Origin of the sequence: Bradyrhizobium sp. 2TAF36, assembly GCF_052114925.1 — a bacterium.
In the GTDB taxonomy this organism is placed as follows: domain Bacteria; phylum Pseudomonadota; class Alphaproteobacteria; order Rhizobiales; family Xanthobacteraceae; genus Bradyrhizobium; species Bradyrhizobium barranii.
Genome location: NZ_JBFRFR010000019.1, coordinates 51,178 through 63,730 on the forward strand (window position 1 = coordinate 51,178; position 12,553 = coordinate 63,730).

Here is a 12,553-nt window from a genome sequence, read left to right on the forward strand (position 1 = left end):
TTAATCCTCATTTCGCCCCCTGTGACGCAGACGACGACTTCCCGGCAGAGCCGTCGCGGCTGCTTGGATCGGCATGTTTGACCGATGTGGAATACATCGGCATCAGCACGCGGAAGGTGGTCTTGCGCGGCTGAGACTCGCATTCGATGATGCCCCCGTGATCTCCGATGATCTTTGCGACCAGCGCCAGGCCAAGACCCGAGCCGGTCTGCTTGGTGGTCACGAAGGGATCGAACAGGTTGGGCAGAAGATCGTCCGGCACGCCTGGTCCGTTGTCCTTCACGCAGAATTCGAGCGGCAGGGATACACGGGATTTTTGACCGGGGACTGACAGGCGCACGCCGGGACGGAACGCCGTGGTGAGCTGGATCTCGGCGTCGGGGACGTCGATCAGCGCTTCCGCGGCGTTCTTCACGAGGTTGAGGAACACCTGGACGAGCTGATCCTGGTTCGCCAGGACCGGCGGCAGCGAGGGATCATAATCCTCGATGAAGCGGATGTTGCGGGCAAAGCCCGACTGCGCCAGTCGCTTCACGTGATCGAGCACGGAATGGATGTTGACGGGACCGCGCACCACGGGGCGCTCGTCGCCGAACACCTCCATGCGGTCGACCAGCGTCACGATGCGGTCGGCCTCGTCGCAGATCAGCCGCGTCAGCATGCGGTCCTCGGACGAGGCCTGCTGCTCCAGCAGCTGCGCCGCGCCGCGGATGCCGGAGAGCGGATTCTTGATCTCATGCGCGAGCATGGCGGCCAGCGCGATCACCGAGCGCGCGGCGCTGCGATGGGTGAGCTGGCGGTCCATCTTGTCGGCGATGGAGCGCTCCTGGAGCATCACCACGATATGGCCGGGCCGCTCCGTCAGCGGGGCGACATGCAGGTCGACCTGGCGGTCGCCGCCCATGCGCGGCGTGCCCAGATCGACCTTGTATTCGTTGACCGGCGAGTTCGACGAACGAACCTGGTCGATCAGCGCCAGCAAGGGGCTGCCGAACGGCACCAGCTCTTTCAGCGACTGCCGTTTCAGGAACTGCGTCGAGATGTCGAAGAAGGCTTCGGTCGCGATGTTGGCGGCGACGATCTTGCCGTCCGGCCCGATCATGAGCACGGGATTGGGCAGCGCATCCAGGATCGCGTCGCTCTCGGACGGAAGCGGCCGGCGATGGTCAGCAACTGAGCTCATGCAGCAGCGCTCCATGCGAAATCGTCGAAGGCATCTTGCAGCGACTGGTGGACGAGGCGCGGATCCTCGGAGGTGAGGATCTTCTGGCGCCAGGCTTTCAGCTTCTCGGCCGGCGCACGGCTCACATCGGCCGCGACGTCGAGCGCCCAGCCGAGATGTTTTCGCGCGTGCCGGAGGCCGATCCGCAGGCCGTAGAGCGCGCAGACGCCCTCATAGAGCGTGCGGACATAATGCAGCTGGGTCTCGAGCGACGGCGCGGCTTCGACCGCCCCGCCCTTCAGGCGGCGGCCGATCTCGCCGGGCAACCAGGGCTGCCCCTGCGCGCCGCGGCCGATCATCACGGCATCGGCGCCGGAGGCCTCCAACGCCGCGAGCGCCTTCTCGTAAGTGGTGATGTCGCCATTGACGACAAGCGGAATGGAGATCGCTTCGCGCACCGCGCGGATCGCATCCCAATCGGCCTCGCCCTTGTAGAACTGGCAGCGGGTGCGGCCGTGCACGGTGACGAGCTCAATGCCGGCGGCTTCCGCACGCCGCGCCAATTCCGGCGCGTTGCGGGTGTGATCGTCCCAGCCGAGCCGCATCTTCAGCGTCACCGGCACCTTCACCGCCGCGATCGTCGCATCAATCAGGCTGACGGCATGGTCGAGATCGCGCATCAGGGCGGAGCCGGACTGGCCGCCGGTGACATGCCGGGCCGGACAGCCCATGTTGATGTCGATGATGTCGGCGCCTCCGGCTTCGGCGATCCGGGCCCCTTCGGCCATCCAGTGCGCCTCGCAGCCGGCGAGCTGGACTACATGAGGCCCGATCCCGGTCGCTTCGCAGCGCAACCGTGACATCTTGTGGCCATTCGCGAGCTCATCGCTGGCGGTCATTTCGGACACGACCAGACCGGCCCCGAGCTCGGCGGCGAGCCGGCGGACGGGCGAGTCGGTGACCCCCGACATCGGCGCCAGGAAGACCGGGGTGGCGACCTCGATATCGCCAATTTTCAACGGCTTAGAGCCTGATACTGCCGAGCCGGTCACAGGGGTCTCGTTGCGTAGGCAGGGCCTCATCGCGCCTGCCATGACCTATCTTGCGCACAATTCTTGTGCAGTCAAGCGTCATGCCTACAGTTTAGACAGTTCTGCAAATCTTTCAAGTGCAGCGCAGCAAAATGCTGTTTCCCACAATCCGGGGAAACCCCTTTTTTTGCGGGCCTGCCGTGCTAGAGGCATGCGGCAATCACCCCACTCCCCCGACTCTCTTCATCACCAACTGAGTATTTGAGTCCTATGGCGAAATCACAGCGCACCGCAGTCGTCCTCGTCGCGGCCGGACGCGGCCTGCGGGCTGGCGCCGGTGGTCCCAAGCAATATCGCGAGATCGGCGGCGTCCCCGTGATCTACCGCGCCATGGAAGCCTTCAGCCGCCACCCCGACGTGTTCGCCGTGCAGCCGGTAGTGAACCCCGACGACAGCGCCATGTTCACGGCAGCGGTCGCAGGTCTCAGCCACGAGCCGCCGACCAATGGCGGCGCGACGCGGCAGGCCTCCGTGCTCGCAGGGCTCGAAGCACTCGCCAAGCATAAGCCCGATATCGTGCTCATCCACGACGCCGCGCGCCCCTTCGTCTCGGCAGGCGTGATCTCGCGCGCGATCGAGGCGGCCAGCCGCACCGGCGCTGCGCTCCCCGTCGTCCCTGTCACCGACACGATCAAGGTCACCGGCGAGAGCGGCAATGTCGAGGACACGCCGGACCGCGCAGCCTTGCGAATCGCGCAGACGCCGCAATCCTTTCGTTTCGACGTCATCCTCGAGGCGCATCGTCGCGCGGCAAAGGATGGGCGCAGCGATTTCACCGACGATGCCGCGATTGCCGAATGGGCGGGATTGACGGTCGCAACCTTTGAAGGCGATGTTGCCAATATGAAGCTCACCACTCCCGAGGATTTCGTGCGCGAGGAAGCGCGCCTGGCCAGCCTGCTCGGCGACATCAGGACCGGCACCGGCTATGACGTGCACGCCTTCGGCGAAGGCGACCACGTGATGATCTGTGGCGTACGGGTGCCGCACACCAAAGGCTTCCTCGCCCATTCCGACGGCGATGTCGGCCTGCATGCGCTGGTCGACGCCATCCTCGGCGCACTCGCCGACGGCGATATCGGCTCGCACTTTCCGCCGAGCGATGCGAAATGGAAGGGGGCTTCCTCCGACCAGTTCCTGAAATACGCCATCGAGCGCGTTGCGCAGCGCGGCGGCCGCGTCGCCAACCTCGAGGTGACGATGATCTGCGAGCGGCCGAAGATCGGCCCCTTGCGCGACACCATGCGCGCCCGCATCGCCGAGATCTCCGGGGTCGATATCTCGCGCGTCGCGGTGAAGGCGACCACCAGCGAGCGGCTCGGCTTCACCGGCCGCGAGGAAGGCATCGCGGCCACCGCGAGCGCCACCATCCGTCTGCCCTGGAGCGTCTAGGTCATGGGCGGCAGCGACGCACGCGCCCTCTCCCGCTCGCTGCTCGATCTGTGCCGGATGCGCAAGCTGACGATTGCCACCGCCGAGTCCTGCACCGGCGGTCTGGTTGCCGGCGCGCTGACCGACATTCCCGGCTCCTCCGACGTGATCGACCGCGGCTTCGTCACTTATTCCAATGACGCCAAGCGCGCGATGCTAGGGGTCGAGGCGAGCACGCTCGCGAATTTCGGCGCCGTCAGCAAGGAGACCGCAACCGCGATGGCGGTCGGCGCGCTGGAGCGTGCCGGCGTCGATCTCGCCGTTGCCATTACCGGTATCGCCGGCCCCGGCGGCGCCACGCCCGGCAAGCCGGTCGGTCTCGTGCATTTCGCGGTTGCCGCGCGCGACGGCCGCATCGTCCATCGCGAGCATCGCTTTGGCGCGATCGGCCGGACCGCCGTGCGCCAGCGCTCGGTGGTCGAGGCATTGCGCATGCTGATGGATCTCGCCCGCGGCCCGAAGGCCCAGCCCAAGCCCCGGCGCGCCGCCGCGGCAACCCGCCTGCGTCCCCGCGTGACCCGCTCGCCGCGCCGGCATGCGGTGAAGCGCAGGACGCCGCGGTCACCGCGCGGCTGAGCCACTTCATGCCGCCGCCAGCAGCGCGCTCGCGCTGTGATTGATGATCGCCACGCCCCACACCGACCTCGACGTCGGCGCCGATGTGGAAGGGCCGGAACAGCAGCAGCATCACGCCGGCAGCGAGATTGGACAGCGTGCCCTGTAACGCCAGACCGATCGCGAGCGATATCGCGCCCTATTGTTCCTGGCGCTTCGTCCGACAAATGACAGGGAGCTTCTGCTCAATCGCCTTCGCCAGCACCGTGCCGCGGGTCCGGCCGAGCTCTTTCGCTATCAGCGCAATCGGCTTGGTGCCTGCCAGGACCTTCAGCCTGCCAAGGTCTTCTTCGCTCCATGCCTGCTTCCAGCGTCCCATCTCCCCGATCCCGCGATAAGGCGCCCGCCCCCGACTCGGATTGTAGTCGAACCTTTCGCGAAGGGCAGAGCTCGCGGTGCGCCGTTTCCGGCAAGGGGTGTTGCGTCAGCGCGGTGCGTTTTGGCACAAACTGCACTTGTCGCCCGACGGGAAGATGCACTCTGATGATGGGTCGTCTGCCCGGCCCAAGCGGCAGAACATCCGCGCGCGCGCGAACGGATTCCACATTGCCGCGCTTCCCGCTTGTGAAGCAAAGCTCGGGCGGAATACGCCGCGAGATCGCGGCGTTACGCCAGTTTTCAAAAAGCACGCAATTCTTGTCGAATTCGATCAGGATCGCAAATGTGCAACCGCGACCAAGCGTCATCGCCATGTCCGATCTTGCGCGCGACTGTATTGGCGCAATAATGCGGCTCTACGCTGTGGCCAGGAATCAACCCGGTCCTGCTTTCTGGAGGGCGACGGCGTGTTCGCTCGCGACACTGCACTGGCAATCGCTATTGCTACCTTGGCCGCTATTGATGGTACTGCAGCACAAACGGCCAACCAGCCGCCGGATACCATGGCGGCGCGGGTGGAGGCGTGCACGCCCTGTCACGGCAACAAGGGCGAAGGCACCAGCGACGTCTATTTCCCGCGGCTTGCCGGCAAGCCGGCCGGCTATCTCTACAACCAGCTCCTCGCCTTCCGCAGCGGCCGGCGCAAATACCCGCCGATGAACTATCTGCTGGAGTTTCTGCCTGATCCGTATCTGGAGGCGATGGCCGAATATTTCGCCAGCGAGCATCCGCCGCTGCCGCAGCCCGCGCCGAGCGAAGTCAGCAAGGAAGTGCTGGCGCAGGGCGAGCTGCTCGCGACCAGCGGCGATGCCGGTCGTAACATACCGGCGTGCGTGAGCTGTCACGGCCCGGGCCTCACCGGCATGCAGCCCGGCATCCCCGGTCTGCTGGGCTTGCGCGCCGCTTACGTCAGTGCGCAGCTCGGCGCCTGGCGCTACGGCACGCGAACGGCAAAATCGCCGGACTGCATGCAGCTCGTCGCCGGCCATCTGACGGAAGCAGATGTTACCGCCGTTGCGGCCTGGCTCGCGACGCGACCCGCGCCCACCAACCCGGCCCCCGTCCCGAAAGGCACCTACGCGCTGCCGTTCGGCTGCGGCAGCCAGCCCAACTGACGAGGCGCATGATGGGCTCAAGACTGTCGATCACGCTGCTTTCGATCAAGCTCCTGGCCCTCGCCGCGCTCATCACGGCCGCGCAGGCGCAGGACAAGGCCGGCGACGTCATTGCGCGGGGTGAATATCTCGCCCGCGCCGGCGATTGCACGGCCTGCCATACTGCGGCTGAGGGCCGGCTGTTTGCCGGCGGGCGCCCGATGCCGACCCCGTTCGGAACGATCTACACCTCCAACATCACGCCCGATCCGGAGACCGGCATCGGCAAGTGGAGCGCGGACGATTTCTACAGAACCATGCACAACGGCCGTTTCCCGGATGGCGGGCTGATCTATCCGGCGATGCCGTTCGCGTCCTACACAAAGGTGACACGCGCCGACAGCGACGCGATCTTCGCCTATCTGCGCTCGATTCAGCCGGTGAACCAGAAGAACAAGCCGCACGAGCTGCGCTTTCCCTATGACAACCGCCAGCTCATCCTCGGCTGGCGCACGCTGTTCTTCCGCGAGGGTGAGTTCAAGTCCGACCCCACCAAGTCGGCGGAATGGAATCGTGGCGCCTATCTGGTCGAGGGGCTCGGCCATTGCGGCATGTGCCATTCGCCGATCAACGCGCTTGGCGGCACCTCGCAATCGGACGCCTTCAAGGGCGGCCTGATCCCGATGCAGAACTGGTACGCGCCGTCCCTCACCTCCAACCGTGAGGCGGGGCTCGGCGACTGGAGCATCAAGGACATCACCGACCTGCTCCAGACCGGCGTCTCCATGCGCGGCGTGGTCTACGGCCCGATGGCCGAGGTCGTGCACAACAGCCTGCAATATCTCAACGACGAGGACACGCGCGCCATGGCGGTGTACCTCAAGGGCATCGCGGAGCCCTCGCCTCCGCCGGCGCCGAGCTCGGCGCTGCCGACCACCGAGAGCAGCCTGCTGATCAGCCTCGGCAAGACCGTCTACGACAAGAATTGCGCGAGCTGTCACGGCCTCCAGGGCGAAGGCAAGCCGCCGCACTGGCCGCCGCTCGCCAACAACCAGTCGATCGAGATGCAGTCGGCGGTCAACCCGATCCGCATGGTGCTCAATGGCGGCTATCCGCCGGGCACCAAGGGCAATCCGATGCCCTACGGCATGCCGCCCTTCGCAGGCCTCCTCTCCGACAACGAGGTCGCCGCCGTCGTCTCCTACATCCGCACCGCCTGGGGCAATCGCGGCACGCCGGTGTCGGCGCGCGAGGCCAACGAGCTGCGCTCCGCACCGCTGAACTGAGAGGCGCCAGAGAACCGTCATGTTCAATTCCGATCCGCCGACCAGCCCAGCCGCCGCCGACCAGGCCGTCGAGGAAGTCGTCTCGCAAGGACCGTCTGGCGCGATCGTGCTGGCCGGCATCGCCACGGCCTGCGTGGTCGCGATGTGGCTTGCCTTCTATCTCTTCGTCTTCCTGCCGCGCGGATCACTGCAATGAGCGCAGAGGACACCCATGGCAGCGCCGAGGTCGCGGCCCGCGTCGAGCGGCGCTGGGCGACCATTGCCGTGATAATCGTCGTCGGCATGGCGCTTCTGGCAGCCTTCGCCGGCATCCATCGCGCCACCATGCCGCAGCCGCGCGTCGAGACCACCGATCCCTCGCGCATTCATCTGTCCGGCGAATTCGTCGAGAGCAATCTCGGCAGCGTGCTGGAGGCCAATGGCAATGTGACCGTGCGCGCGATCGGCCAGCAATATTCCTTCACGCCGGCCTGCATCGTGGTGCCCGTAGATACGCCGATCACGATGCGCGCCACCAGCGCCGACGTCGTCCACGGCATCCTGATCCAGGGCACCAACATCAACACCATGCTGGTGCCGGGCTACATCTCCGAGCAATTGATGCGCTTTACGAAGACCGGCGACTATCTGATGCCCTGCCAGGAGTTTTGCTCCTTCGGCCACGAGGGCATGTGGGGCAAGGTCAAGGTGATCAACAAGACCGACTTCGCCGATCGCGCGAAGGGTGGCGGGAGGCTGAGCTGTGTTGGCGAATAGGAAACTCATCCTCGCCCATTTCTGGCTGGCCTTCGGCGTGTTCGGCATCGCGCTCACGCTCGGCGCCTGGCAGATGTTCATCCGCAGCCCGATCGGCACCTGGCTGTCCAATCCCGAGCTCTATTACCGCTCGCTGACCGCGCACGGCACGGTGATGGGCTACGTCTTTCCCACGCTCGTCGCGATGGGCTTTGGCTATGCCATCAGCGAGTCCGCGCTGGAGCAGCGCCTGGTCGGCGTGCGCTGGGCCTGGACCGGATTTTGGCTGATCGTGATCGGCAGCGTCATGGCGCTGATCCCGGTCGCGCTGGGGCGCGCGTCGGTGCTCTACACCTTCTATCCGCCGCTGATCGGCAACGTTTTCTACTACCTCGGCGTCGTGCTGGTCGTGGTCGGCTCCTGGATTTGGGTCGCGCTGATGGCGATCAATCTGCGCGTCTGGCGGAAGGCCCATCCCGGTGCACCGGTGCCGCTGGCGATGTTCGCCAATGTTGCGGGCTCCTATCTCTGGGCCTGGACCGCGGTTGGTGCCGCGCTCGAGCTGCTGCTCCAGATCATTCCCGTCGCGGCCGGGCTGAAGGCCACGATCGACGCGGGTCTTGCCCGCGTGTTCTTCTCCTGGACGCTGCACGCCATCGTCTATTTCTGGCTGATGCCGACCTACATCGCCTATTACACCATCGTGCCGCGCGCGATCGGCGGCCGGGTTTATTCCGACAGCATGGCGCGGATCTCCTTCATCCTGTTCCTGGTGGTGGCGATGCCGATCGGCATGCACCACACCTTCGCCGATCCGCAGGTCGGCGCCGGCTTCAAGTTCATCCATTCGGCCTTCACGGCGCTGGTCGCGCTGCCGACGCTGCTGACCGTGTTCACGATCTGCGCCTCGGTCGAGATCGCGGCGCGCCTGCGCGGCGGCCGCGGCCTATTCGGCTGGATCAAGGCGCTGCCCTGGGACAACCCGATGATGCTGGCGCTGGCGTTCTCGTTCGTCATGCTCGGCTTCGGCGGCGCCGGCGGCCTGATCAACATGAGCTACCAGCTCGATGCGTCGATCCACAACACGCAGTGGATCACCGGCCATTTCCACCTGATCTTCGGCGGCGCCATCGTGATCATGTACTTTGCGATCGCCTATGATCTGTGGCCGCATCTGACCGGGCGCGAACTCATCGACATCCGCCTGATCCGCACCCAGCTCTGGCTTTGGTTCATCGGTATGAWCATCACGACCTTCCCGTGGCACTGGGTCGGCATCCTGGGCATGCCGCGCCGCATGGCCTATTTCGACTTCGGCGATCCCGCGATCGCGCCGCAGGCGCTCTCGGTCACGTTCTCCGCGATCGGCGGCTTCATCCTGCTGGCGTCGGGCATCATGTTCATCGTCATCCTCGCACGTGGCATGCGTGCGCCCCGGGTTGACGCCGGCCCGTACCGCTTTGCGCTGGCTGTGCATCAGCCCGCGACCGTGCCGGTCGCGCTCAACACGCATGCGCTGTGGGTGGCGCTGATGATCGTCCTCACCCTCACCAATTACGGCTACCCGATCGTGACGCTGGCGCTGACCGAGGGCACGTCGGTGCCGGCCGTCTATGTGGGAGCGCAGTGATGAGCGCGCGCGACCTCTTCACCTTCCGCAACAGCCATTTCAGGATGGGCGTCGGCATCACCGCCGCGATCCTGATCGTGACGGCGATCACCGGCTTCATCGTGCTGCCCTTCGCACAGCCCTGGGTTCAGTTCGCCAATGTCTGGGATGCGATCTGCAGCGCCGCCGGCGTGCCACAGCGCGCGGCGAATGTTACTGCGCCCGAGCAGACAAAACGCCTGTCGGAGGTCGTGCTGACCTCGCATACGCTGTCGCGTCCGAGCCAGGAAGCGATCGGCCGCGGCGCGACGCTGGCGCAGCGCTGCGCGATCTGCCACGGCCCGACCGGCATCAGCCGCGCGGATTCGCCCAATCTCGCCGGCCAGTACGCGGCCGTCATCTACAAGGAGCTGCACGATTTCCGATCCGGCGCGCGCACCAATGCCGTGATGTCGCCATTCGCCGTCAATCTGACGGACCAGGAGATCGCCGATCTCTCGAACTATTACGCCTATCTGCCGCGGCCGGCAGCCTATCACCCGACGCCGCAGCTGCCGAAACCGAGCATCGTCATCTACGGCGCGCCGATGCGCGGGATCGCGCCCTGCGGCTCCTGCCATGGCAGCCTCGACAACAAGACCGGCAGTCCGTGGCTCGAAGGCCAGTCCGAAGCTTACATGAAGGCGCAGCTCCAGGCCTTCGCATCCGGCGAGCGGCGCAACGACATCAGCCAGCAGATGCGCAACATCGCCCGCGCGATGACGCCGCAAGAGATCGAGGCGGCCGCGGCCTATTACGCCTCGCAGCCGCCGGATGTGGTGAAGGCGGTGGATTGAGCCTCACTGTCATTGCGAGCGCAGCGAAGCAATCCAGAATCCCTCCGCGGAAAGACCCTGGATTGCTTCGTCGCAAGGGCTCCTCGCAATGACGGCGGAGAGAGTACGCCTTACGACGACGCCAGCTTTGGCCGGCCGTAGATCGCATCCGCCCGCTTCTCGAATGCGATGGAGAAGCGCGCGAACGCGGCATCGAACATCGAGCCCATCAGCATCGCCAGCATCCGGCTCTTGAACTCGTAGGCCAGGAAGAATCCGACGTCGCAGACGCCCTCACCCTTGGGCTCGAACGTCCAGCGGTTCTCGAGGTTGCTGAACGGGCCTTGCAGATATTCGACCCGGATATTCAGATTGGCGCGGTCGAGCGTCACGCGGCTGGTGAAGGACTCCTTGACCAGCTTGAACGACACCGTCATGTCGGCGACCAGCACCTCGGTGCCGTCGGGTTTGGCCATCCGCTGGCGGATCTTGAGCGCGCTGCACAGGGGCACGAACTCCGGGTAGCGCTCGACGTCGGCGACCAGATCAAACATCTCGGACGCGCTGTGATGGACACGGCGCTTGCTTGAAAACTTGGGCATGGCGGTTCAGCGGGCAGACGCGGCCCGTGCGGCCTTCAGTCTCGCAAAGTCCTCGCCGGCATGATGCGACGAACGGGTGAGCGGGCTCGCCGACACCATCAGGAAACCCTTGGTGTAGGCGACCTTCTCGTAGGACGAAAACTCGTCGGGCGGCACATAGCGCATCACGGCGTGGTGCTTGCGGGTCGGCTGGAGATATTGCCCGATGGTCAGGAAGTCGACGTCGGCGGAGCGCAGATCGTCCATCACCTGCTGCACCTCGTGGCGCTCCTCGCCGAGGCCGACCATGATGCCGGACTTGGTGAAGATGGTGGGATCGAGCTCCTTGACCCGCTGCAACAGCCGGATCGAGTGGAAGTAGCGCGCGCCGGGCCGCACAGTGAGGTAACGCGATGGCACGGTCTCGAGATTGTGGTTGAACACGTCGGGCCTCGCCGCGACGACGACCTCCAGCGCGCCCTCCTTGCGCAGGAAGTCCGGCGTCAGGATCTCGATCGTGGTCGACGGGCACGCGGCCCGGATCGCACGGATGGTCTCTGCAAAATGCTCGGCGCCGCCATCGGCCAGATCGTCGCGGTCGACGGAAGTGATGACGACGTGGGCCAGCCCCAGCTTGGCGACGGCTTCGGCGACGTTCTGCGGCTCGACCGCATCCAGCGCATTGGGCATGCCGGTCTTGACGTTGCAGAACGCGCAGGCCCGGGTGCAGGTGTCCCCCATGATCATGAAGGTCGCGTGCTTCTTGTCCCAGCACTCGCCGATGTTCGGGCAGCCCGCCTCCTCGCACACCGTGTGAAGGCCGTTGGCGCGCACGATGTTGCGGGTGTCGGCATAGCCGCGGGTATTGGGAGCGCGCACGCGAATCCAGTCCGGCTTCGGCGGCGAAGCGGAATCAGGGCGATYCACCTTTTCAGGGTGGCGGGGGCGCAACGGGTTCGAGATGGTGTCGACAATAACGACCATGGGCTGTCCGGTCTGTTCAGGTCCTACCTAGTCGGTCTGGCTGCCTGCCGCAACCCGGCTCGCGCCGCTTCAGGGAACATGGCAGATATGGGCAATATCCTGCTCTGTTCTCAGGCGATTCTCACCTCGAATGGCTCCAACATCGAAAGCCTCACCACCGCGGCTCGGCAAAGCCCTGAAGCGTGCGTTTTTCGGCCGCAGCGTCCACGAGGTCGCGCCCGACCTGATCGGGGCCACCATGCTGGTCAATGGCGTCGGCGGCCTCATCGTCGAGGTCGAGGCCTATCATCATACCGAGCCGGCGGCGCACTCCTACAATGGCCCGACGCCGCGGAACCAAATCATGTTTGGCCCGCCCGGCTTTGCCTATGTCTACCGCTCCTACGGCATTCACTGGTGCGTGAACTTCGTCTGCGAGGAGGAAGGCTCCGCCAGCGCCGTGCTGATCCGCGCACTGGAGCCGACGCATGGCCTGGCGGCGATGCGCCGCCGCCGCCATCTCCAGGAGGCGCACGCGCTGTGCTCGGGCCCCGGCAAGCTGACCGAGGCGCTGGGCATCACCATCGCGCACAACGCCCTGCCGTTGGACCGGCCGCCGATCGCGCTGCATGCGCGGACAGAGGAGGTCGAGGTGGCGGCCGGGATCCGGATCGGCATCACCAAGGCCGTCGAGCTGCCCTGGCGCTATGGCGTCAAGGGCTCGAAGTTCTTGAGCAAGCCGTTCCCGAAGGAGGCCTAGAACCCGTTCCGATGGAACGGGCTCTAGATTCTA

General features: G+C 65.7%; 14 protein-coding genes and 1 pseudogene. 9 read left to right on the forward strand and 6 right to left on the reverse strand.

Annotation, left to right across the window (positions count from 1 at the left end; genetic code table 11):
- Window positions 1-7: 7 nt before the first annotated feature.
- Together AB4Z51_RS12995 and dusB are read right to left on the reverse strand one after the other, a co-directional pair.
- The gene (locus AB4Z51_RS12995) at window positions 8-1,183 is read right to left on the reverse strand and encodes a two-component system sensor histidine kinase NtrB (RefSeq protein WP_135213617.1); all 1,176 of its coding nucleotides are present in this window, start codon (window positions 1,181-1,183) and stop codon (window positions 8-10) included.
- Window positions 1,180-2,181 (reverse strand): tRNA dihydrouridine synthase DusB, encoded by a 1,002-nt coding sequence (dusB, locus tag AB4Z51_RS13000; RefSeq protein ID WP_193560863.1) that lies wholly within the window; start codon window positions 2,179-2,181, stop codon window positions 1,180-1,182. The genes AB4Z51_RS12995 and dusB overlap by 4 nt, the downstream gene beginning before the upstream one ends.
- Before the next feature lie 282 nt (window positions 2,182-2,463).
- Here dusB and AB4Z51_RS13005 point away from each other — a divergent pair, with 282 nt between their 5' ends.
- Window positions 2,464-3,645, forward strand: a complete 1,182-nt coding sequence (locus AB4Z51_RS13005; RefSeq protein ID WP_135213616.1) for a bifunctional 2-C-methyl-D-erythritol 4-phosphate cytidylyltransferase/2-C-methyl-D-erythritol 2,4-cyclodiphosphate synthase — start codon at window positions 2,464-2,466, stop codon at window positions 3,643-3,645.
- 3 nt (window positions 3,646-3,648) lie between these two features.
- Window positions 3,649-4,260 carry a CinA family protein gene (locus tag AB4Z51_RS13010; RefSeq protein ID WP_028161429.1) on the forward strand — a complete coding sequence of 204 codons (612 nt, stop codon included), beginning with the start codon at window positions 3,649-3,651 and terminating at the stop codon, window positions 4,258-4,260.
- Between the two features lie 49 nt (window positions 4,261-4,309).
- Here AB4Z51_RS13010 and AB4Z51_RS13015 read toward each other — a convergent pair.
- Both AB4Z51_RS13015 and AB4Z51_RS13020 read right to left on the reverse strand, forming a co-directional pair.
- Window positions 4,310-4,438: pseudogene (locus AB4Z51_RS13015) on the reverse strand (mechanosensitive ion channel domain-containing protein); the annotation flags it as partial.
- Entirely contained in the window at window positions 4,439-4,618 is a 180-nt protein-coding gene (locus tag AB4Z51_RS13020; protein ID WP_071914051.1) for a hypothetical protein, read from the reverse strand.
- A gap of 562 nt (window positions 4,619-5,180) precedes the next feature.
- Between AB4Z51_RS13020 and AB4Z51_RS13025 the strand changes: the two genes are divergently transcribed.
- The 6 genes from AB4Z51_RS13025 to AB4Z51_RS13050 are packed head-to-tail and all read left to right on the forward strand — an operon-like array spanning window position 5,181 to window position 10,237.
- Window positions 5,181-5,792 (forward strand): c-type cytochrome, encoded by a 612-nt coding sequence (locus tag AB4Z51_RS13025; RefSeq protein WP_225048829.1) that lies wholly within the window; start codon window positions 5,181-5,183, stop codon window positions 5,790-5,792.
- A gap of 8 nt (window positions 5,793-5,800) precedes the next feature.
- Window positions 5,801-7,057, forward strand: coding sequence for a cytochrome c (locus tag AB4Z51_RS13030; RefSeq protein ID WP_135213615.1), 1,257 nt, complete (start codon window positions 5,801-5,803; stop codon window positions 7,055-7,057).
- A gap of 19 nt (window positions 7,058-7,076) precedes the next feature.
- Entirely contained in the window at window positions 7,077-7,253 is a 177-nt protein-coding gene (locus AB4Z51_RS13035) for a hypothetical protein (RefSeq protein WP_166096542.1), read from the forward strand.
- Window positions 7,250-7,813, forward strand: a complete 564-nt coding sequence (locus AB4Z51_RS13040; protein ID WP_135213614.1) for a cytochrome C oxidase subunit II — start codon at window positions 7,250-7,252, stop codon at window positions 7,811-7,813. The genes AB4Z51_RS13035 and AB4Z51_RS13040 overlap by 4 nt, the downstream gene beginning before the upstream one ends.
- Entirely contained in the window at window positions 7,800-9,422 is a 1,623-nt protein-coding gene (locus AB4Z51_RS13045) for a b(o/a)3-type cytochrome-c oxidase subunit 1 (protein ID WP_441497512.1), read from the forward strand. Before AB4Z51_RS13040 ends, AB4Z51_RS13045 begins: the two co-directional genes overlap by 14 nt.
- Complete coding sequence (locus tag AB4Z51_RS13050) at window positions 9,422-10,237, forward strand: c-type cytochrome (RefSeq protein WP_166096541.1); 816 nt, start codon at window positions 9,422-9,424, stop codon at window positions 10,235-10,237. The genes AB4Z51_RS13045 and AB4Z51_RS13050 overlap by 1 nt, the downstream gene beginning before the upstream one ends.
- 110 nt (window positions 10,238-10,347) lie before the next feature.
- Here AB4Z51_RS13050 and AB4Z51_RS13055 read toward each other — a convergent pair whose 3' ends face one another.
- Together AB4Z51_RS13055 and lipA are read right to left on the reverse strand one after the other, a co-directional pair.
- Window positions 10,348-10,818, reverse strand: coding sequence for a type II toxin-antitoxin system RatA family toxin (locus AB4Z51_RS13055; RefSeq protein WP_071914058.1), 471 nt, complete (start codon window positions 10,816-10,818; stop codon window positions 10,348-10,350).
- A 6-nt stretch (window positions 10,819-10,824) separates the two neighbouring features.
- A complete protein-coding gene (gene lipA, locus AB4Z51_RS13060) occupies window positions 10,825-11,781 on the reverse strand; it encodes a lipoyl synthase (protein ID WP_441497513.1) in 957 nt (318 codons plus the stop codon).
- A gap of 130 nt (window positions 11,782-11,911) precedes the next feature.
- Between lipA and AB4Z51_RS13065 the strand changes: the two genes are divergently transcribed.
- A complete protein-coding gene (locus tag AB4Z51_RS13065) occupies window positions 11,912-12,520 on the forward strand; it encodes a DNA-3-methyladenine glycosylase (protein WP_135213610.1) in 609 nt (202 codons plus the stop codon).
- Window positions 12,521-12,553: the final 33 nt, after the last annotated feature.